The organism is Streptomyces coeruleorubidus, assembly GCF_028885415.1.
Taxonomy (GTDB): domain Bacteria; phylum Actinomycetota; class Actinomycetes; order Streptomycetales; family Streptomycetaceae; genus Streptomyces; species Streptomyces coeruleorubidus_A.
Window position 1 is genome coordinate 6,323,486 of sequence record NZ_CP118527.1, and the last position, 19,612, is coordinate 6,343,097.

Annotated in this window: 17 protein-coding genes; 6 read left to right on the plus strand and 11 right to left on the minus strand. The window is 70.9% G+C overall.

What is annotated here, in order from left to right:
- Window positions 1-371: 371 nt before the first annotated feature.
- The 5 genes from PV963_RS29580 to PV963_RS29600 form a co-directional block, all read right to left on the minus strand.
- On the minus strand, window positions 372-2,516 hold the full coding sequence (locus PV963_RS29580; RefSeq protein WP_274819011.1) for a SpoIIE family protein phosphatase: 2,145 nt from the start codon (window positions 2,514-2,516) through the stop codon (window positions 372-374).
- A 301-nt stretch (window positions 2,517-2,817) separates the two neighbouring features.
- Entirely contained in the window at window positions 2,818-3,510 is a 693-nt protein-coding gene (fomD, locus tag PV963_RS29585) for a cytidylyl-2-hydroxypropylphosphonate hydrolase (protein ID WP_274819013.1), read from the minus strand.
- A gap of 83 nt (window positions 3,511-3,593) precedes the next feature.
- Window positions 3,594-4,982, minus strand: a complete 1,389-nt coding sequence (locus PV963_RS29590) for a class II fumarate hydratase (RefSeq protein WP_274819015.1) — start codon at window positions 4,980-4,982, stop codon at window positions 3,594-3,596.
- A 223-nt stretch (window positions 4,983-5,205) separates the two neighbouring features.
- On the minus strand, window positions 5,206-6,408 hold the full coding sequence (locus tag PV963_RS29595; protein WP_274814173.1) for an IS110 family transposase: 1,203 nt from the start codon (window positions 6,406-6,408) through the stop codon (window positions 5,206-5,208).
- A 711-nt stretch (window positions 6,409-7,119) separates the two neighbouring features.
- Window positions 7,120-8,790, minus strand: coding sequence for a fumarate hydratase (locus PV963_RS29600; protein WP_274819016.1), 1,671 nt, complete (start codon window positions 8,788-8,790; stop codon window positions 7,120-7,122).
- Window positions 8,791-8,977: 187 nt separating this feature from the next.
- Here PV963_RS29600 and PV963_RS29605 point away from each other — a divergent pair, with 187 nt between their 5' ends.
- Window positions 8,978-9,664, plus strand: a complete 687-nt coding sequence (locus tag PV963_RS29605) for a DUF1707 SHOCT-like domain-containing protein (protein ID WP_274819018.1) — start codon at window positions 8,978-8,980, stop codon at window positions 9,662-9,664.
- A 174-nt stretch (window positions 9,665-9,838) separates the two neighbouring features.
- Window positions 9,839-10,213: a WhiB family transcriptional regulator gene (locus PV963_RS29610; RefSeq protein ID WP_078945338.1), complete on the plus strand. Its 375-nt coding sequence runs from the start codon at window positions 9,839-9,841 to the stop codon at window positions 10,211-10,213.
- 153 nt (window positions 10,214-10,366) lie between these two features.
- On the opposite strand, the gene glpX is transcribed toward PV963_RS29610, so the two are convergent.
- Window positions 10,367-11,401, minus strand: coding sequence for a class II fructose-bisphosphatase (gene glpX, locus PV963_RS29615; protein ID WP_274819022.1), 1,035 nt, complete (start codon window positions 11,399-11,401; stop codon window positions 10,367-10,369).
- Window positions 11,402-11,528: 127 nt separating this feature from the next.
- On the opposite strand from glpX, the gene PV963_RS29620 reads away from it, so the two are divergent.
- Window positions 11,529-12,053 carry a DUF4245 domain-containing protein gene (locus PV963_RS29620; protein WP_274819023.1) on the plus strand — a complete coding sequence of 175 codons (525 nt, stop codon included), beginning with the start codon at window positions 11,529-11,531 and terminating at the stop codon, window positions 12,051-12,053.
- A gap of 94 nt (window positions 12,054-12,147) precedes the next feature.
- Here PV963_RS29620 and PV963_RS29625 read toward each other — a convergent pair whose 3' ends face one another.
- From PV963_RS29625 to xseA, 3 genes are all read right to left on the minus strand, one after another.
- The gene (locus PV963_RS29625) at window positions 12,148-12,738 is read right to left on the minus strand and encodes a malonic semialdehyde reductase (protein ID WP_086561484.1); all 591 of its coding nucleotides are present in this window, start codon (window positions 12,736-12,738) and stop codon (window positions 12,148-12,150) included.
- Window positions 12,739-12,859: 121 nt separating this feature from the next.
- Window positions 12,860-13,105, minus strand: a complete 246-nt coding sequence (locus PV963_RS29630) for an exodeoxyribonuclease VII small subunit (protein ID WP_274819027.1) — start codon at window positions 13,103-13,105, stop codon at window positions 12,860-12,862.
- Between the two features lie 9 nt (window positions 13,106-13,114).
- A complete protein-coding gene (xseA, locus tag PV963_RS29635; protein WP_274819029.1) occupies window positions 13,115-14,323 on the minus strand; it encodes an exodeoxyribonuclease VII large subunit in 1,209 nt (402 codons plus the stop codon).
- A gap of 205 nt (window positions 14,324-14,528) precedes the next feature.
- On the opposite strand from xseA, the gene PV963_RS29640 reads away from it, so the two are divergent.
- The gene (locus PV963_RS29640; protein ID WP_274819030.1) at window positions 14,529-15,554 is read left to right on the plus strand and encodes a 4-hydroxy-3-methylbut-2-enyl diphosphate reductase; all 1,026 of its coding nucleotides are present in this window, start codon (window positions 14,529-14,531) and stop codon (window positions 15,552-15,554) included.
- A 69-nt stretch (window positions 15,555-15,623) separates the two neighbouring features.
- A complete protein-coding gene (ppgK, locus tag PV963_RS29645; RefSeq protein WP_274819032.1) occupies window positions 15,624-16,370 on the plus strand; it encodes a polyphosphate--glucose phosphotransferase in 747 nt (248 codons plus the stop codon).
- A 25-nt stretch (window positions 16,371-16,395) separates the two neighbouring features.
- Here ppgK and PV963_RS29650 read toward each other — a convergent pair whose 3' ends face one another.
- Window positions 16,396-16,983, minus strand: coding sequence for a DUF6542 domain-containing protein (locus PV963_RS29650; RefSeq protein WP_274819034.1), 588 nt, complete (start codon window positions 16,981-16,983; stop codon window positions 16,396-16,398).
- A gap of 170 nt (window positions 16,984-17,153) precedes the next feature.
- Between PV963_RS29650 and ychF the strand changes: the two genes are divergently transcribed.
- The gene (gene ychF / locus PV963_RS29655) at window positions 17,154-18,242 is read left to right on the plus strand and encodes a redox-regulated ATPase YchF (protein ID WP_274819035.1); all 1,089 of its coding nucleotides are present in this window, start codon (window positions 17,154-17,156) and stop codon (window positions 18,240-18,242) included.
- Between the two features lie 485 nt (window positions 18,243-18,727).
- Here the strand turns inward: ychF and PV963_RS29660 are convergent, their stop codons facing one another.
- On the minus strand, window positions 18,728-19,555 hold the full coding sequence (locus PV963_RS29660) for a glutaminyl-peptide cyclotransferase (RefSeq protein WP_274819037.1): 828 nt from the start codon (window positions 19,553-19,555) through the stop codon (window positions 18,728-18,730).
- Window positions 19,556-19,612 lie beyond the last annotated feature (57 nt).

A 19,612-nucleotide genomic window follows, 5' to 3' on the forward strand; every position in this document is an offset into this window, starting at 1 on the left:
TGCCTGCTGCGCGGCCATCCGTGGAACGCGGACGATCCGCTGTCCGCCGGGTCCGCACCGCCGGCCAGAGAGCCGGGGCCCGGCCCTCTCGCACGCACCGGCCGGTGACCGGAGGCGGACGGAAGGGGTGTCCGGAGCCGATGGGCGTGCCGGGGCCGAGGCAGACCGCCTCGCGGGCGGAGAGCCGGGTCGTCCCCTCCCGGCCATGCCGTTCACCAGGTCGGCAGGCGTCCGCCGGATGGGGGCGGGCGCCTGCCGGAAGCTGGTGGCAACTTCCGGGCGGCGGGCTCGCCGCCCGCGCCCGGGCGCCCGGGCCGGGCGCGCGCCGACTGCGGGTTCGGTGGGGCGTCCTCCGCAACCGCCCCGGCGGGTCAGCTGCGGTTGAGCTCGAACCACACCACCTTGCCCGTGCTCAGCCGCGTCGCCCCCCACCGCCGTGCCAGCCGGTTCACCAGGTACAGCCCGCGCCCGCCCTCGTCCGTGGCGCGCGCCTGCCGCAGCCGCGGCAGCTGCGGTACGTCGTCGCCGACCTCGCAGCGCAGCACGTCGGTGCGCAGCAGGCGGAGGGTGACCGGGCGGGAGGCGTAGCGCACGGCGTTGGTGACGACCTCGCTGACGAGCAACTCGACGGAGTCGCTGAGCTCCTCCATGCCCCAGCGCGACAGCGCGCGCCTGGCCAGGCGGCGGGCCCGGCCGGGTGCCGCGTCCTCCGGTTCCAGGAACCAGTACGCCACGTCGCTCGGCGCGATGCCGTCGAAGCGGGCGGCCAGCAGCGCGATGTCGTCGTCCCGGTCGCCCGGGCCGAGCATGTCGAGCACCTCGTCGCACAGCGCTTCCAGGGGCGGCGGATGGTCCGGCCCGGTGAGCTGCGCGGTCGCGGCGAGCTTCTCCCGCAGCTGCTCGATGCCGGTCCACACGTCCCGCAGCCGGGACTCGACCAGGCCGTCGGTGTACAGCAGCAGGGTCGCGCCGGCGGGCGCGTCCAGCTCCACGGCCTCGAAGTCGACGCCGCCGACCCCGATGGGGGCACCGGCCGGCACGCGCAGCACCTCGGCCCGGCCGCCCAGGTGGAGCAGGACGGGCGGCGGATGGCCGGCGTTGGCGATGGTGATGCGGTGCGATACCGGGTCGTAGACCGCGTACAGGCAGGTCGCCATGCGGTCCACGCCGAGGCGCTGGGCCTGTTCGTCGAGGTGGTGCAGGACCTCCTGCGGCGGCAGGTCGAGACCGGCGAGGGTCTGGGCGGTGGTGCGCAGCTGGCCCATGATGGCGGCCGAGGTCATGGAGTGGCCCATGACGTCGCCGACGACCAGGGCGACCCGGCTGCCCGGCAGCGGGATGGCGTCGTACCAGTCGCCGCCGACCCGGGCGGTCTCCGCGGCCGGCAGGTAACGCGAGGCGAGCCGCACGCCCGTGGGGCGGGGCAGCGTCTCGGGCAGCATCGTGCGCTGGAGCTCGTCCGCGATGTAGGCCTCGCGGCCGTACAGCACGGCCTTGTCGATGCCCAGGGCGCTGTGCGTGGCGAGCTGCGCGGCCACCAGCAGGTCGTCCGGCTCGAAGGCGATGCGCTCGGGACGGCGCAGGAACAGGGCGGCACCGATGACCCGGCGCCGGCCGCGCAGCGGGGCGAGGATCGCGCGCTGTCCGTCGGGCACGGCGAACTCGCCGTCGTCCCCGAGCAGTTCGGGCAGCGCGGCGCGGGCCGCGGGGGCGTCGGTGAAAACCGGGCGCACGCCCCGCAGCACCTCGGCCAGCGCGCTGCCGGGCCGCACCTCGCACAGCTCGGCGCCGACCGTGTCCAGCTCGTTCGGCTCGGGCTGCGCGGCCGGCAGGAAGCCGTTCTCGGTGTCGCGCTCCGCCGGTATCCGGTCGGTGCGGCGCAGCCGCAGCACCAGCGGGCCGGTGGGCCGCTCGTCGCCGACGGGCAGCGGGTCGCGCAGATAGACCAGGATCGCGTCGGAGAACGTGGGCACGGTGGCCCGACACAGGCCCATCACGATCTCGTCGAGATCGATGCCGCGGGCGATCCGCCGGGTGGCGGCACCCACGAAGCGCAGCCGGTCGCCGTCCCGCCGCATCGGCGTGGGCCGGCCGGGCGGCAGGCTCTGGCCGCTGCGGCGCTCCTGCCCGTCGGGACCGGGCGTCGGCCGGTCCTGTCCGTCGGCCGGCTGGACCGGAATGCCCTCGGGGGCGGGCCGAGGCCGAGGAGTGTCGCGCTCGGCGGTCTGCTCGGTGCCCGGCTGGGAATGCTCGGAGGCGGGGTCGCTCACGGTGTCCTTGCCCTTGCCGAACGGCGTGGAGGTGCCCGGCTCCGACGTGCCTGGCGTGGTGTGCGCCGTCGTGAGCGGAGCGCTGACGTCGCCGCCGCAGCGGCCCTGTACCGGTAAGGCGCCGGCGTCCGGCGCATGCGCCGGTGTCGAGGTATGCACGAGCGCCCCGCGGGGGTCCGCGGGGTCGACGCCCGGCTGCGGGCGCTCGAAGGAGGTCGGCTGCTCCGTCACGCGTGTCGAATCCATCCGTCCGGGGCTGCACGCCAGAGGTGCAGTTGGTCCCGCCGAAACTCCGATACCCGGAATACGTGTCCCAGGAACGGAATTCCCGCGTGGTCAGAGGTTGTTCCTGTGCCACCGGCGGACCGTCTGCGGTCCTGGGGGCCTGTGGCGCAGGCCCTGCCGGTGTTGCCCTCGTACCCCTCGCTCACGTCCTGCCGCCCCTCGGTGACGATCTGTCAAGCCCAGCGCGTGCTCCGTCAGTTACCGCCGCGCGCCCTTGCGGAGGACGATCCTACGTTTCTTGCCCGGGGGCGCAGCAAGGGTCTCATGAGGACACATGCGCGGGCGTACGATCCCAGTCCTCCGGCAGTGACGGTACCGTCCAGGACGGATCCGGGCGCCAGTGCTGCCAGCCTTCCGAGAACGGCGGCCCCCAGGCGCGGATCACCTCCACGGCGGCGCGCCCGGCCGCCCGCACCTTTTCGGCCTGCCGGTCGTCCATCAGCCCGTCCCGCAGAGCCTGGGCGAACTCGTCCTCGTCGCGCCATTGCCAAGTGCGGTCCGGGTGCACGGAGATGTCCAGGAAGTGGTCGACGGAGTCCACACCGCCCTCCCAACGGGTCAGCGGCTCCTCCAGGTTCACGTACCAGTTCTTGAACCGCCAGCCCGGCTCCCAGAACAGCCACACCGACCAGGGCTCGCCGGGCCGGGCCAGCTTCAGCACGCCCGTGCCGAACCAGCGGTCGCGCTGCACGGTCCGCGGCTTGGTGTAGCGGGACTCCAGCGGCTCCAGGTGCACGGGGGTGCCGTCGGCGAGCACGGGCCGCACGCACTGAGTGCCGGGCGCCAGCCACACGGCGAGCAGCTCCGCGTCGTCCCGTACGACGGTGACGGGACGCGCGATGTGGAAACGCGCGCCGCCGTTCTCCCGGTACCGCCACAGGATCTCGCTCCCGGGCTCCCAGAAGCCTGCCGCACCACCCGTTTCCACGCGTCTCACCGCTCCACCGTCTGCCATGCACAGATATTAGGTGCCATAGGCATACGACGCTGCGGCGCGTGTCACGGTTCACGCGCCGGGCGTACCCGCTCGACGAACCGTCACGGGTGCGTCATCCGCAGGACATCCAGGGCCTCGTCGAGCTGCTCCAGGGTGAGGTCCCCGCGCTCCACGTACCCGCCGTCCAGCACGACCTGACGGATGGTCTTCAGCTCGGCCAGCGCCTTCTTGGCGACCTTGGCGGCCTCCTCGTAGCCGATGTACTTGTTGAGCGGCGTGACGACGGAGGGCGAGGACTCGGCGTACTCCCGCGCCCGTTCGCGGTTGGCGGTGATGCCGTCGACGGTCCGGTCGGCGAGCAGCCGCGTGGCGCCTGCGAGCAGCCGGATCGACTCCAGCACGTTCTTCGCGATAACGGGCAGCATGACGTTGAGCTCGAAGTTCCCGGCGGCGCCGGCGGTGGCGACGGTGGCGTCGTTGCCGACGACTTGCGCGCACACCATGAGCACGGCCTCCGGAATGACCGGATTCACCTTGCCTGGCATGATCGAGGAGCCGGGCTGGAGGTCGGGCAGGGCGATCTCGGCGAGGCCGGTGCGCGGCCCGGAGGACATCCACCGCAGGTCGTTGGCGATCTTCGTCAGCCCGACCGCGATGGTCCGCAGCTGCCCGCTGGTCTCGACGATGCCGTCCCGGGCGCCCTGCGCCTCGAAGTGGTTCCGGGCCTCGGTGAGGGGAAGCCCGGTCGCGTGGGCGACCTCCTCGATCACGGCGGCGGAGAAACCGGGCGGGGTGTTGATACCCGTGCCGACGGCCGTACCGCCGAGGGGCAGTTCGGCGAGCCGGGGCAGGGACGCCTCCAGCCGCTCGATCCCGTACCGCACCTGTGCGGCGTACCCGCCGAACTCCTGCCCCAGCGTCACGGGCGTGGCGTCCATGAGGTGAGTCCGCCCCGACTTCACGACATCGGAGAACTCCTCGGCCTTGCGCTCCAGGGAGGCGGCGAGGTGGTCCAGGGCGGGAATCAGATCACGGGTGACGGCGGCGGTGGCGGCGATGTGAATGGAGGACGGAAACACGTCGTTGGACGACTGGGAGGCGTTGACGTGGTCGTTCGGGTGAACGCTCTTGCCCAGCCGCTCGGTGGCGAGGGTGGCGATGACCTCGTTGGTGTTCATGTTGGACGAGGTCCCGGACCCGGTCTGGAACACGTCGACGGGAAAATGCGCGTCCCACTTCCCCTCCGCGACCTCGCCGGCGGCCTCCTGGATCGCCCCGGCGACGTCCTCGTCGAGCACCCCGAGCCGCGCGTTCACCTTCGCCGCGGCCCCCTTGATGCGGGCCAGGGCCTCGATGTGCGCCCGCTCGATCCGCTGCCCGGAAATCGGGAAGTTCTCGACAGCACGCTGCGTCTGAGCCCGCCACTTGGCGTCGGCGGGGACACGTACTTCGCCCATGGAGTCGTGCTCGATGCGGTATTCGTCGCTCATACCGGCTATAGCGATCGAGGGGGCGGTGATGTTCCTGGGTGGGGCGAATGGGGGGCTGACGGTCGATGAGGGACCCGACTGCCCGGGGCGCCGAGCCGCTGGGCCGGGGCGGCCCTGAGGTCCCATGAGGCGGCGGGGCCGGGAGACACGTGAGGGGGCGTGGCCTGAAGGCTCATGGGGGGTTCCGGGGGGCTCCGTGAGGGGGGTGCCTCTATGTCCTTCGTCAAGCGAGGCGTGGGGTTCTGGGTTCGTAGAAGGTGCCGTCGCGGAGCATCGCGAACAGCACGTTGATCCGTTGCCGGGCGAGCCGGAGGAGGGCCTGTGTGTGGGTCTTTCCTCTGGTCCGGCACTTGTCGTAGTAGGTGCGGGAGGCGGGATCGTGCAGGGCGGCGAACGCGGACAGGAACATCGCCCGTTTGAGCTGCCGGTTGCCGCCCCGTGGGGCGTGCTCGCCGTGGATCGAGGTGCCCGACGACTTCGTGGTCGGGGCGAGGCCGGCGTAGGAGGCCAGGTGCGCGGCGGTGGGAAAGCTGGTGCCGTCGCCGACGGTGACCAGCAGCGTGGCGGCGGTCCTGACGCCGACGCCGGGCAGCGACGTCAGGACCTTTGAAAGAGGGTGGTCCTCCAGCAGGGCTGCGATCTGGGCTTCCGTCGCCCGTCGCTGTTCATGGACGGCGCTGAGCGAGCGGGCCAGCGACGGGATCACGATGTCGAGCGTGCCGGTGCCCGGAACGACGACGGTCTGCTCGTCGAGGGCCTCGAAGATGTCGTCGATCAGCCGCTTCGCCATCCGGGGAGCCTTGGGCCGGATCACCTCAACGAGCCTGCGGCGGCCGGCTTTTCGCAGCGCGGCCGGAGATCCGTAGCGTTCCAGCAGCCAGGTGACGGCCTGATGGTCGAGCCGGGGGCCGAGGACGCGCTCCAGGCTGGGGTGGAACTGGGTGAGCAGGCCGCGGATGCGGTTGCTGGTGCGGGTGGCCTCAGCCGCGAGGTCCTGGTCGAAGCCGACCAGAACTGTCAGCTCGGCGGTGATCTCGTCGCTGACCTCCAGCGAGCGCAGGGTGTGTGGCATCGTGCGGGCCGCGTCGGCGATGACCGCGGCGTCCTTCGCGTCGGTCTTCGCCTCGCCGGGGTAGAGATCGGCTATCCGGCGCATGGCGAGTCCGGGCAGGTAGGCGACCTTGCAGCCCGCGTCGCGGGCGACCGTCAGGGGCAGGGCGCCGATCGAGGCGGGCTGGTCCACGATCACCAGGACGGTGCCGAACTTGGTCTTCAGCTTGGTGAAGACGTCCCGCAACTTCGGTTCGGTATTGGGCAGCTGCTTGTCGAAGACCTTCTTGCCGGTCGGGGTGAGGCCGTGCCCGTGGTGGGCGCTCTTGCCGACGTCCAGGCCGAGGAAGACGCCTATCTCGTCGCTGTCGTTCAAGCCGTCCTCCCGAACGGGTTGGTGCGGTACTGGCCCGGGCGTTGGCGTCGTGCGCGCATCCACGTTATGCAGACCTGCCGCCTGCGAAGGGCCGGGCATTGCGCCCGGCCGGGCGGTAGTCGGACCTCTCATCAGCGTCTCCCACGGCGCCTCTCGGGCCCGGTGGCACCACCCCCCAGGTCATCCGTTCGACAGGGGGGACCAGCCATACCGGGCCCGGAGGCCAGTGGCCCTCTTGCAGGACCGCGAAGAACATAACGGGGGGCGCGGCCTGAAGGCCCATGGGAGTATCGGGGGCCCCGTGAGGGGGGCGGCCTGAAGACCGATGGGGGTTCCGGGGCTCTATGAGGGGGCGGCCTGAAAACCCACGGGGCGCCGAGGACCCCATGAAGGCGCGGGGGCCTGAAAACCCACGGGGCGCCGAGGACCCCATGAAGGCGCGGGGCCTGAAGACCCATGAGGCCGCGGGGGACCCCCATAAGGGCGCGGGGCGCCGAGACCCACGGCGGACGTGGGGGCCGATGAGGGGTGCAGGGGACGCAGTCCCCGCCGGGGCCCGGGGCTCTTGTCCGACCGTGTCGGGCGGTGGGTGGGCAAGGACCGGGGGTCCAGGGGGCGGAGCCCCCTGGCGGGGCCGAAGGGGCGGAGCCCCTGGGATGGGACGGGTAGGGGCGGCGGGGGCGAAAAACCACCCCCGCCGCACCCCGGGCACTACGCCAGCCCCGGCCCCCGCACCGGAATGCTCGTGAACGTCGGCGCCGGCGCCGGATCCTGGAAGAAGTCGTTGCCCTTGTCGTCGACGACGATGAACGCCGGGAAGTCCTCGACCTCGATCTTCCAGACGGCCTCCATGCCGAGCTCCTCGTACTCGACGACCTCGACCTTCTTGATGCAGTCCTGGGCGAGACGGGCCGCCGGACCGCCGATGGAGCCCAGGTAGAAGCCGCCGTGCGACGCGCACGCGTCCGTGACCTGCTTGCTGCGGTTGCCCTTCGCCAGCATCACCTTGGACCCGCCCGCCGCCTGGAACTGCTCGACGTAGGAGTCCATCCGCCCGGCCGTCGTCGGACCGAAGGAACCCGACGCGTAACCCTCGGGCGTCTTGGCCGGACCGGCGTAGTACACCGGGTGGTCCTTCAGGTACTGCGGCATCTCCTCGCCCGCGTCCAGCCGCTCCTTGATCTTGGCGTGCGCGATGTCACGCGCGACGACGAGCGGACCGGTGAGGGAGAGCCGGGTCTTCACCGGGTACTTGGTGAGCTCCGCCAGGATCGTCTCCATCGGCTGGTTCAGGTCGATCTTCACGACGTCACCGGCCTCGTCCAGCTGCTCGTCCGTCGTCTCCGGCAGGAACCGCGCCGGGTCCGTCTCCAGCTGCTCCAGGAAGACACCCTCGGCCGTGATCTTCGCGACGGCCTGACGGTCGGCGGAGCAGGAGACCGCGATGGCGACCGGACAGGACGCCCCGTGCCGCGGCAGCCGCACCACGCGCACGTCGTGGCAGAAGTACTTCCCGCCGAACTGCGCCCCGATCCCGATCCTCTGCGTCAGCTCGAAGACCTTCTGCTCCAGCTCCTTGTCCCGGAAGCCGTGCCCCAGCGCCGACCCCTCCGCCGGGATCTCGTCCAGGTAGTGCGCGGAGGCGTACTTCGCGGTCTTCAGCGCGTACTCGGCGCTCGTACCGCCGACCACGATCGCCAGGTGGTACGGCGGGCAGGCCGCCGTACCCAGCGAACGGATCTTCTCCTCCAGGAACTTCATCATGGAGGACTCGTTCAGGACGGCCTTCGTCTCCTGGTACAGGAACGACTTGTTGGCCGAGCCGCCGCCCTTCGCCATGAACAGGAACTTGTAGGCGCCGCCGTCGGTCGCGTACAGCTCGATCTGCGCGGGAAGGTTGGAGCCGGTGTTCTTCTCCTCCCACATGGTGAGCGGAGCCATCTGCGAGTAGCGCAGGTTGAGGTTCTGGTACGCGTCGTAGATGCCGCGGGACAGGGCCTCTTCGTCGCGGCCCTCCGTCAGCACGTTCTGCCCGCGCTTGCCCATCACGATCGCCGTGCCCGTGTCCTGGCACATCGGCAGCACGCCCGCCGCCGCGATGTTCGCGTTCTTCAGCAGGTCCAGCGCCACGAACTTGTCGTTGCCGGACGCCTCGGGGTCGTCGATGATGCGGCGCAGCTGCGCGAGGTGGGCGGGGCGCAGATAGTGCTGGATGTCGTGGATGGCCTCTTCGGCGAGCTTGCGCAGCGCCTCCGGCTCCACCTTGAGGAAGGTCCGCCCGTCCGGCCCCTCGACCGTGGAGACACCCTCGGACGTCACCAGCCGGTACGGCGTGGTGTCCTCTCCCTGAGGGAGCAGATCGGTGTACGCGAACTCAGGCATCTCAGCCCATTCCTCACTCGACAGACGGCGGCCCGCCTCCTTTGGCGAGCGCCAACCAGCGTAGAACCTGCCTCCGACAGCGAGCTTGTGAGGTAAGGCTCAGTTCGCCGGAGGTAAGGCTCGGTTCGAACACCCGGCCGCGACACAGGGGGTGTCGCGATCTATCGTGTTTGGGTACGCTGCTGTCGTGGACCTTCAGAAGCAGACCGCGCCCGCCGTCTCCGAGCTCCGCGCCTCCGACGCCGAGCGCGACCGCATCGCCGACATCCTGCACGACGCCCTCGCCGAGGGCCGTCTCGCCGCGGACGAGCACGCCGAGCGCGTCGAGGGGGTGCTGCGCGCCAAGACGGTCGGCGAACTGGACGTCTTCATACGGGACCTGCCCGCAGCCCACCGCCAGAGCCCCGGCACCTCGCCGGCCCCGGCCCCGTACCGCCCCACCGCCGGCGCCATCCCGATCGACCCGGACGACAGCGTGGTCGCGATCTTCAGCGGCGCCGTCCGCAAGGGCCGCTGGCGCGCGGGCCGCCGTATCCACGCGTACGCGATCTTCGGCAGTGTCGAGATAGACCTCAGCGAGGCGCTCTTCGACCACCAGCAGGTCATGATCAAGTCGTTCTCGATCTTCGGCAGTGTCGAGATCCGCGTCCCGGAGAACGTGTCGCTGCGCGGCATGGGCGGCGGCGTGCTCGGCAGCTTCGAGGTGGACACGCTCGACTCGGGCGAACCTCAGGCCCCGATCGTCTACGTCGACGGCTGGGCCGTCCTGGGCAGCATCGAGGCGCGACCCCGGCGCGGCAAGGTCGTCGCGGACATCCTCGACCGGGTGCAGCGCAAGGTCGACAAGAGTTTGCGCAAACACCTGAACCATTGACAGTCGCGAATCGATCGGGATCCGGAGCAAATCGGTCCACCGGTGACGCCGCTCCATGGAACCCGAAAACGGGGGCGAAACCAGCGCTTCGGAACTCAGTGCATAGGCGCGCGCACAGCGGGTAGGCCTTGCTGCATCGTCTCTCGCTCGCGAAGCCGTCGTCAGGAGTAGACCGTGCTGCAACCGCCGCATTCGTCCCTGGTAGCTGCCGTTCCGGCCCCGCGGGTGCCAGCGCGAGACAGGGACCAAGACGCCCCGTGGCACACCGAGGCGGTGTGCCGGCGTGACGAGGCGGGGCTGTTCTTCGCCCCATCCAAGGAGCCCACCGCCGCCCGGCTCTCCCGGGAGGAGGCGGCGAAGCGGGTCTGCGCCCGCTGCCCGGTGATGGTCGAATGCCGCGAGCACGCCCTGCTCCAGCCCGAGCCCTACGGCGTCTGGGGCGGCCTCACCGCCGCCGAACGCCGCGTGGTCCTGGCCCGGCGCCGCCGCCGCGACCTGGAACTGAAGAAGGCGGCCCGCTCGGCGAGCACGATAGCCGCGGCAGGCTGACCGGCACGCACGACGAAAAGGGCGCCCCCACCGCACCGGGGGCGCCCTTTCAACGCTGGGCGAGCTGCCCAAGCCAGGGGCGCGGAGAACGACGCGACAAGCCACACACGACCCGCAGCAGCCCACGCTCCGCAGCCCCCACCCCGATACGCGCTACTTTCCCTTGTCGAAGTCGATCGCGCTGTAGGCCCGCAGCTTGCTCAGCCGGTGCTCGGAATCGATCCTCCGCACCGTCCCCGACCGCGACCGCATCACGATCGAGTCGGTCGTGGCGGTCTCGGCCCGGTAGCGAACCCCCCGCAGCAGCTCCCCGTCGGTGATCCCGGTCGCCACGAAGAACACGTTCTCCCCGGTGACCAGGTCCTCGGTCGTCAGCACCCGGTCGAGATCGTGCCCCGCGTCGATCGCCCGCTGCCGCTCCTCGTCGTCCTTGGGCCACAGCTTGCCCTGGATCGTGCCGCCCAGGCACTTCACCGCACAGGCCGAGATGATGCCCTCGGGCGTACCGCCGATGCCGAGCAGCAGATCGACCCCGGTGCCCTCCCGCAGCGCCAGGATCGAGCCGGCCACATCGCCGTCGGAGATCAGCTTGATGCGCGCACCGCTCTCCCGGATCTCGTTGATGATGCCCTCGTGCCGCGGCCGGTCCAGGATCACCACGGTCACGTCCTCGGGCGCGGACCGCTTGGCCTTGGCGACCCGGCGGATGTTCACCGACACCGGCGCGTTGATGTCGACGAAGTCGGCGGCCTCGGGGCCGGTGACGAGCTTGTCCATGTAGAAGACGGCGGACGGGTCGAACATGGACCCGCGCTCGGCGGCGGCCAGCACCGCGATCGCGTTGGTCATGCCCTTCGCTGTCAGCGTGGTGCCGTCGATCGGGTCGACGGCGATGTCGCACTCGGGTCCCGTCCCGTCGCCCACGCGCTCCCCGTTGAACAGCATCGGGGCCTCGTCCTTCTCGCCCTCGCCGATGACGACGACGCCGTTCATCGAGACGGTGGAGACGAGGGTCCGCATGGCACGCACCGCGGCACCGTCGGCGCCGTTCTTGTCACCCCGTCCGACCCAACGGCCCGCGGCCATCGCCGCCGCCTCGGTCACCCGGACCAGCTCCAGGGCGAGGTTGCGGTCGGGGGCCTCGGAGGGCACATCGAGTTCGGACGGCAAGTGATGATTCTCGGTCATCGGAGCGCACCTTTCTGTACGACGACGGCCGGATGAGGGTGTTGTCGTCCGACTCTATCTCCGAGCCCGCAAAATGAGCAGGGGACCCCACGGATGAGCGCACCGGAGACCTGCGACGATAGGGGGCGTGGCAGGCACGAACGGCAAGCAGAAGACGGTGCGGGACATGATCCTCTCCATGGGGGTCATCGTCCTCGTGGCGGGCGTCATATACCTCTTCATCCCGCACGACGACAGCGCGCCCGACATCAAGCGCGTCGACTACCGGGTCGAACTGCTCACGGCACGCCGCGCCGCCTCGTACCCCGTGGCCGCGCCCCAGGGTCTGCCCGACGCGTGGAAGGCGACCTCCGTCCGTTTCCAGGGCGACGAGTTCGACGCCTGGCACCTCGGCTTCCACGACCCCGAGGGGGAGTACGTGGCCGTCGAGCAGTCCACGCAGCGGCGCCCCGTCTTCGTCGACGAGGCGACCCAGGGCGCACGGGAGACCGGGAAGACCGAGAAGATCGACGGCCGGACCTGGACCCGCTACGAGGGCGGGCGGTACGACGCGCTGGTCCTGGAGGGCACCAAGGGCTCGACGACGGTCGTGACGGGCACCGCGTCGTTCGCGCAGCTGACGAAGATGGCGGACGCGCTGAAGACGGAGTGAGACTTCGTGCACACGGAGTGCACACGGAGTGCATATGGAGTGCACATGGAGAAGGCCCCCGGCGCGTGCCGGGGGCCTTTCTCGTGTCCGTCGGTCAGACGGTCGTGACGACCTGGTCGAACTCCAGGCGCGGGGAGCGCGGGTACCAGGCGTCCGGGCCCGGCCGGCCGATGTTGACGACCATCAGCGGGGTGTGGTCGTCGTCCAGGAACTCCTTGCGCACGCCTTCGAAGTCGAAGCCGGTCATGGGGCCGGCGGCGAGACCGGCGGCGCGGACGCCGACGATGAAGTACGCGGCCTGGAGGGCGGCGTTGAGCGTGGCGGCGTTCTCGCGGACCGGGCGCTCGGCGAAGAAGAGATCCTTCACTTGCGGCATGGCCGGGAAGAGGTGCGGAAGCTCCTCGTGGAACTCGTTGTCCGCTGAGAGGATCGCCACCAGCGGGGCGGCGGCCGTCTTGGGCCGGTTGCCCTCGGCCATGTGCCGCACCAGGCGCTCGCGGGCCTCGGGGGAGCGGACCAGGGTGATGCGCAGCGGGGTCTGGTTGAAGGCGGTCGGGCCGTACTTGACCAGGTCGTAGATCGCCTGCACCTGCTCGTCGGTCACCGGCTCGTCGGTGAAGGTGTTGGCGGTGCGGGCCTCGCGGAACAGCAGGTCCTGCGCGGCAGGGTCAAGGGCGAGAGACATGGATGAACCTTCTGAACCTTCTTGAGCGGGTACGTCTGATGCCTCCGACCGTACGCGAGTAAAGTTCAACGTTCAACCAAACCTGGGGTGTCGTGCCTCACCTCACAGTGAACGGCCCGTACTACTCCGCGTCCGCCTCGCCCGCGGTCTCCTCCGCCAGCGCCGCGTCCAGGCGCGCCCGCGCCCCGTCCAGCCAGCGCCGGCACACCTTGGCCAGCTCCTCGCCGCGCTCCCAGAGCGCGAGGGACTCCTCCAGCGTCGTACCGCCCGCCTCCAGACGGCGGACGACCTCGATCAGCTCGTCCCGCGCCTGCTCGTACCCGAGCGCCTCGGTCATGCCCGGTGTCTCATCAACCTCGCTGGTCATCCACCCACCCTATGTGTCCACTCGTACGGAGAACTCACCCTCGGAGACCCGCGCCCGCAGGGCCTCGCCGGCCGTCACCTCGCCGGGGTCGCGGACGGCGCGCCCGTCCGCCTTCTGGAGCACGGCGTACCCGCGCTTCAGGGTCGCGGCGGGGGAGAGGGCCACCACGCGCGCGTGCGTGTGCGTCAGCTCCGAGTCGGCCCGGTCGAGCTGGTGCCGCAGACAGCGCCGGCCCCGGTCGAGCAGGTCCGCCACATGGTCGGCGCGCTCGTCGATCATCCGGTGCGGATCCTCTATCGACGGCCGCGCCAGCGCGTGGGCCAGCCCGCGCTCCTCCCGCTCCACCAGCGCCGCCACGCACCGCCGCGCCCGGTCCCGCAGGAGCCGCACGCGCTCGTACTCCTCACCGACGTCCGGCACGACCTTCTTCGCGGCGTCGGTCGGGGTGGAGGCGCGCAGGTCGGCGACGTGGTCCAGGAGGGGGTTGTCGGGCTCGTGCCCGATCGCGGACACCACGGGCGTACGGCACTCGGCCACCGTCCGGATCAACTGCTCGTCGGAGAACGGCAGCAGGTCCTCCACGCTGCCGCCACCGCGCGCGACGATGATCACGTCCACGTCCTCGATCGCGTCCAGCTCCTTCACGGCCTGCACGACCTGCGGCACGGCGTGCACGCCCTGCACGGCGACGTTGCGCACCTCGAAGCGCACCGCGGGCCAGCGGTGCCGGGCGTTCTCCAGGACGTCCCGCTCGGCGGCCGAGGCCCGTCCGCAGACCAGCCCGACCAGCTGCGGCAGGAAGGGCAGCGGCTTCTTGCGCTCCGGCGCGAACAACCCCTCGCGCGTGAGGGCCTTCTTCAGCTGCTCCAGCCGCGCCAGCAGCTCACCGACCCCGACGGGCCTTATCTCGGCGGCCCGCAGCGACAGCTGCCCCCGCGGGGCGTACCACTCGGGCTTCGCCAGGACGACGACCCGGGCGCCCTCGCTCACCACGTCCGCGACGGCGTCGAACACCTGCCGGTAGCAGGTGACGCTGACGGAGATGTCGTACGAGGGATCCCGCAGCGTCAGGAACACCACACCGGCGCCCGGCCGCCGCGACAACTGCGTGATCTGCCCCTCGACCCACACCGCCCCGAGCCGGTCGATCCACCCCCCGATGAGCCGCGACACCTCACCGACGGGGAGCGGGGATTCCGGAGACGTGTTCACAGCCATGCCCGCGAGCGTAGTGGCCACCGCCGACAACACGGCCGACCCGCCCGGCGACGCCGTTTCCCGGACGCCGGACCCGGCCCGGGCGCCGGCCTGGCCATCCGGCCCAGTGTTCCGCCTTCGCACCCGTCACTCACATCGCGCCCCGTCTGTCTTCCCGGGGACTCCACACGGATGCGATCTTCGACCCGCCGGGCGCGGCCTTACGATGGGACGCATGTCTGCTTCGCCTGGCCGCCGTGTCCTGCTCGCCGCCCCCCGTGGCTACTGCGCGGGTGTGGACCGCGCCGTGATCGCCGTCGAGAAAGCGCTGGAGCAGTACGGCGCTCCGGTCTACGTCCGGCACGAGATCGTCCACAACAAGTACGTCGTGCAGACCCTGGAGAAGAAGGGCGCGATCTTCGTCGACCGGACGGAGGAGGTCCCGCCCGGCAACATCGTCATGTTCTCCGCGCACGGGGTGGCCCCCGTCGTCCACGAGGAGGCCAAGCAGGGCCGCCTCGCCACCATCGACGCCACCTGCCCGCTGGTCACCAAGGTCCACAAGGAAGCCGTCCGCTTCGCGGGCGAGGACTACGACATCCTCCTGATCGGCCACGAGGGCCACGAGGAGGTCATCGGCACCTCCGGCGAGGCCCCCGACCACATCCAGCTCGTCGACGGCCCGGGCGATGTCGAGAAGGTCGAGGTCCGCGACCCGTCCAAGGTCGTCTGGCTCTCCCAGACCACGCTGTCCGTCGACGAGACCATGGAGACCGTCGACGCCCTGAAGGAGAAGTTCCCGCAGCTCATCTCCCCGCCCAGCGACGACATCTGCTACGCCACGCAGAACCGCCAGCTGGCCGTGAAGCAGATGGGCGCCGAGTCGGACCTGGTCATCGTGGTCGGCTCCCGCAACTCCTCCAACTCCAAGCGGCTCGTGGAGGTCGCCGAGATCGCGGGGGCGCGCGCGGCGTACCTCGTGGACTTCGCCGACGAGATCGACGAGGCCTGGCTGGAGGGTGTCTCCACGGTCGGCGTCACCTCGGGCGCCTCCGTCCCGGAGGTCCTGGTCGAGCAGGTCCTGGAATGGCTCTCCCGGCGCGGCTTCGAGGACGTCGAGATCGTCAAGGCGGCCGAGGAGTCCATCACCTTCTCGCTGCCCAAGGAGCTGCGCCGCGACCTGCGCGAGGAGGCGACGGCGCTGGCCGCCGAGCGCGGCGGTGCCGGAACCGGTGAGGATTCCGGGGAGTGATCGGGGAGTCGCGGGGCGGGGTTCGCCATCCGGCCGGTGACTGACAGTCCCTCGTCGTAACGTAGGGCCATGCAGATCTTCGGCGTGGACATCGGCGGTTCCGGGATCAAGGGTGCCCCGGTGGACCTGGACAAGGGCGACCTGGCGCAGGAGCGCCACAAGGTCCTCACCCCGCAGCCGGCCACGCCCGACGGGGTGGCCGACGGCGTCAAGCAGGTCGTCGACCACTTCGGCTGGACGGGCCCGGTCGGGGTCACGTTCCCGGGCGTGGTCACCGACGGAGCCACGATCCGGACAGCGGCGAACGTCGACGACAGCTGGATCGACACCGACGCGCGCGTGCTGCTCGGCGAGCGGCTGGGCGGACTGCCGGTGACGGTGGTGAACGACGCGGACGCGGCGGGCGTCGCCGAGATGAACTTCGGCGCCGGCCGCGGCCGCCGGGGCACGGTGATCGTACTCACGTTCGGTACGGGCATCGGCAGCGCGGTCTTCGTCGGCGGCGTCCTGGTCCCCAACACCGAGCTGGGCCACCTGGAGCTCGACGGGCACGACGCGGAGAAGCGGGCCTCCAGCAAGGCCCGGGAGGACCACAACATGACGTGGGAGTACTGGGCGGTGCACCGCGTGCGCAAGTACCTCGCCCACGTCGAGATGCTGTTCTCGCCGGAGCTGTTCATCATCGGCGGCGGCGTCAGCCGCAAGTCACAGAAGTTCCTGCCGCACATCGAGGGCATCAAGGCGGAGATCGTTCCGGCGCAGTTGCAGAACAACGCGGGGATCGTTGGGGCGGCGATGCGGGCGGCGGGACACTAGGGCACAGCCGGGCGGGGCCCGGCTGTCACACCGGAGGACGGGCCCCGGCCACCGCCCGTCGCCGGCGCACCAGCCGGATCCGCCGGGCGATCACGATCAGCCCGGCGATGAGCGTGCCGCCGTACAGCCACCCGGCCTGCGTGGCGAGCGCCGTCACCAGCCCCATCAGCTGGCCGTCGGTCCCACCGTCGCCGTCCGCCACCGGCAGCAGCCCCACGGCGAACGCGATCGGCACGACGACGGGCGCGGTCATCAGATCCCCGCGGCGCACCCAGACGGCGGTCAGCACGCACACCGGCAGGAACAGCACCCCGTACGCCGTCAGCGACGCCCCGAACAGCACCGCGCAGAGCCCGCCGAGCAGGAACATCACCAGCGCGCAGAACAAGCCGCTGCCCAGTCCGGTCAGCCGGGGGTTCGGCATCCTCGCCGCGGCGGGCGCCGGCGCGGGGGCCGGCCGACGGACCGCCGCCGGGCGGCGCTGCGGTCCCGGCTGCCGGACCGCTCGCACCGCCCCGCCGCTCGCTCCTCGTCCCGCCTGCGGCGGCAGGGACGATCTCGGCCGGTCACGTCGCGGTCCGTACTGGGCAGGTCGCGTCCTGTATTGCTCCACTGCACCAACTTAGGTCGTTCAATATGCCGAATAGGCCATCAGACACGCCGTGGGCCGAGGCTTGTCCAAGCGTTCGATACGCCGCCGGGGCGGTTCCGGGTACGCCGTAGACTGGTGGATCGGCCGGTCCCCTGGCCCCCTGGCCCTCTCCACTCACGGGAAGTCGCAACGTGTCGCTCACGATCGGAATCGTCGGTCTGCCGAATGTCGGCAAGTCGACCCTGTTCAACGCCCTGACCAAGAACGACGTGCTGGCGGCCAACTACCCGTTCGCCACGATCGAGCCCAACGTCGGCGTCGTCGGCGTCCCCGACCCCCGCCTGACCAAGCTGGCGGAGATCTTCTCCTCGCAGCGGGTCCTCCCGGCCACGGTCGACTTCGTCGACATCGCGGGCATCGTGCGCGGCGCCTCCGAGGGCGAGGGCCTGGGCAACAAGTTCCTCGCGAACATCCGCGAGTCCGACGCGATCTGCCAGGTCATCCGTGCCTTCAAGGACGAGAACGTCGTGCACGTCGACGGCAAGGTCTCACCCAAGGACGACATCGAGACGATCAACACCGAGCTGATCCTGGCCGACCTCCAGACGATCGAGAAGGTCCTTCCCCGGCTCCAGAAGGAATCGCGGATCAAGAAGGACGTGGCGCCCAAGGTCAAGGCGGTCGAGGAGGCCAAGGAGATCCTGGAGAAGGGCGACACGCTCTTCGCGCACGGCATCGTCCAGGGCAGCGAGCGCGCCGAGCTCCTCCACGACCTGCACCTGCTCACGACCAAGCCCTTCCTCTACGTCTTCAACGTCGACGAGGACGAGCTGGTCGACGAGGACTTCAAGGACGAGCAGCGCGCCCTGGTCGCCCCCGCCGAGGCGATCTTCCTCAACGCCAAGCTGGAGGCGGACCTCGCCGAGCTCGACGAGGACGAGGCCCTCGAACTCCTCCAGTCCGTCGGCCAGGAAGAGCCCGGCCTCGCCACCCTCGCCCACGTCGGCTTCCGCACCCTCGGCCTCCAGACCTACCTCACGGCCGGCCCCAAGGAATCCCGCGCCTGGACCATCAAGAAGGGCGCCACGGCCCCCGAGGCCGCCGGCGTCATCCACACCGACTTCCAGAAGGGCTTCATCAAGGCGGAGGTCATCTCCTTCGACGACCTGGTGGAGACGGGTTCGGTGGCGGAGGCCCGTGCGAAGGGCAAGGCCCGCATGGAGGGCAAGGACTATGTGATGCAGGACGGGGACGTCGTGGAGTTCCGCTTCAACGTCTAGCGAGCGACTCGCATCATCTTCACGGCTTGGGCCTTCAGTGCCAGCACCACATAAATACCTGGACGAGCTGCGCTGCGGAGCGTGAGAGCCTCAAGCGGAACGGCTTCGGTGCCGGGCCCGTATGCCGGTTGCTCGGTTGCTCGGTTGCTCGGTTGGTCGGAGTCGCATCACTACGCCCGCAAGCAGCGGCCGAAGCCGGCCCGGAGGCTCCGTGACGAGTAGCTCATGCTGCTGGGCGGTGGGTCGTGCGCGGTGGGCGAGTGCGGCATACAGGGTGCGGCCAAGGGTTTGGCCGGCTCCGCCGAGGCCGACACAGCCGTCCCCGGGCGAGGGGCAACGGTCGCTGTGCGCGCTGCGGCGGCTTCCGTGGCGGGGAAGGGCATCGTCGGCGGGAGGCGGGCCTGCCAGCCCCTGGGCACCGGTCGCCCCGGCGCTGATCCGTCCCCGGCCCGTCCGCGTTCCTGCCGACCGGACCGGAGGCCGGATCACCTGGCGACGAAGACCACTCGGAACATCTTCGGCCACCATTTGCCGGTGAGCAGGAACTCATCGGTGCCGGGGACGGCGGCGATGCCGTTCAGCACCTCGGCGTGCTGTTGCTCCTTCGAGGTCAACAGACCTGAGGCATCGATCTGAGCGGTCACCGCGCCGGTGCCCGCGTCGACGCGCACGATCCGGTGGGAGGGCCAGACATTGGCGTACACACTGTCGCCCACGCATTCCAGCTCGTTGAGCTGCGGCACCGGACGGCCGTGGAGGGTGACGACGAGTTCACCGGTCGGGGCCAGCGTCCGCGGGTCCCGGAAGGTCAGCCGGGCGGAACCGTCACTGGTGACCAGCCGCCCGCGCCCCGGCTGGTGGCATACCCCCCAGCCCTCCTGCGCGTAGGGGAGACGACGCAGCTCGGCCAAAGTTCCGGCGTCCCGTTCGATCGCGATGTGGTTCCGCCAGGTCAACTGCCACAGCGTCGGTCCGAGGACGGTGATCCCCTCTCCGAACAGCGGTGCCGGCAGGTCGGCGCGGACGGTGGGAGGCCGGCCGGGCGGGCCCCGGCGGATCGACGACTCGCCGGCCATGCCCGTCCCCTCGTAGAGCGTTCGCCCGGCCATCTCCAGGCCCTGCGTGTAGGCCTTCGGGTCGTGGGGCAGGACGTCGAGGACCCTGACCCCGAGTTGCTCGACCCGCCCCGCGGCAGACCCGGCCGCGGCCTGCCCTCGCACCGGTGAGCGGCCGTCAGCCTCACACGAGGTAAGGAGTATCGCGCCCGCGAGGGCCGCGGCCGCGATGGCCCGGAGCGCCAGGAGCGCACGCATCCGCGCGGAACAGGGCATCGGCCGGGAGACGCGAACCGCCGCTCCGGATCCCCGGCG

What these genes read in the sequence shown, in the direction of transcription:
- PV963_RS29580 (WP_274819011.1), bottom strand. Translation starts at nt 2,516, where the DNA reads ATGGATTCGACACGCGTGACGGAGCAGCCGACCTCCTTCGAGCGCCCG.
- fomD (WP_274819013.1), bottom strand. Translation starts at nt 3,510, where the DNA reads ATGGCAGACGGTGGAGCGGTGAGACGCGTGGAAACGGGTGGTGCGGCA.
- PV963_RS29590 (WP_274819015.1), bottom strand. Translation starts at nt 4,982, where the DNA reads ATGAGCGACGAATACCGCATCGAGCACGACTCCATGGGCGAAGTACGT.
- PV963_RS29600 (WP_274819016.1), bottom strand. Translation starts at nt 8,790, where the DNA reads ATGCCTGAGTTCGCGTACACCGATCTGCTCCCTCAGGGAGAGGACACC.
- glpX (WP_274819022.1), bottom strand. Translation starts at nt 11,401, where the DNA reads ATGACCGAGAATCATCACTTGCCGTCCGAACTCGATGTGCCCTCCGAG.
- PV963_RS29625 (WP_086561484.1), bottom strand. Translation starts at nt 12,738, where the DNA reads ATGTCTCTCGCCCTTGACCCTGCCGCGCAGGACCTGCTGTTCCGCGAG.
- PV963_RS29630 (WP_274819027.1), bottom strand. Translation starts at nt 13,105, where the DNA reads ATGACCAGCGAGGTTGATGAGACACCGGGCATGACCGAGGCGCTCGGG.
- xseA (WP_274819029.1), bottom strand. Translation starts at nt 14,323, where the DNA reads ATGGCTGTGAACACGTCTCCGGAATCCCCGCTCCCCGTCGGTGAGGTG.
- PV963_RS29640 (WP_274819030.1), top strand. Translation starts at nt 14,529, where the DNA reads ATGGGACGCATGTCTGCTTCGCCTGGCCGCCGTGTCCTGCTCGCCGCC.
- ppgK (WP_274819032.1), top strand. Translation starts at nt 15,624, where the DNA reads ATGCAGATCTTCGGCGTGGACATCGGCGGTTCCGGGATCAAGGGTGCC.
- PV963_RS29660 (WP_274819037.1), bottom strand. Translation starts at nt 19,555, where the DNA reads ATGCGTGCGCTCCTGGCGCTCCGGGCCATCGCGGCCGCGGCCCTCGCG.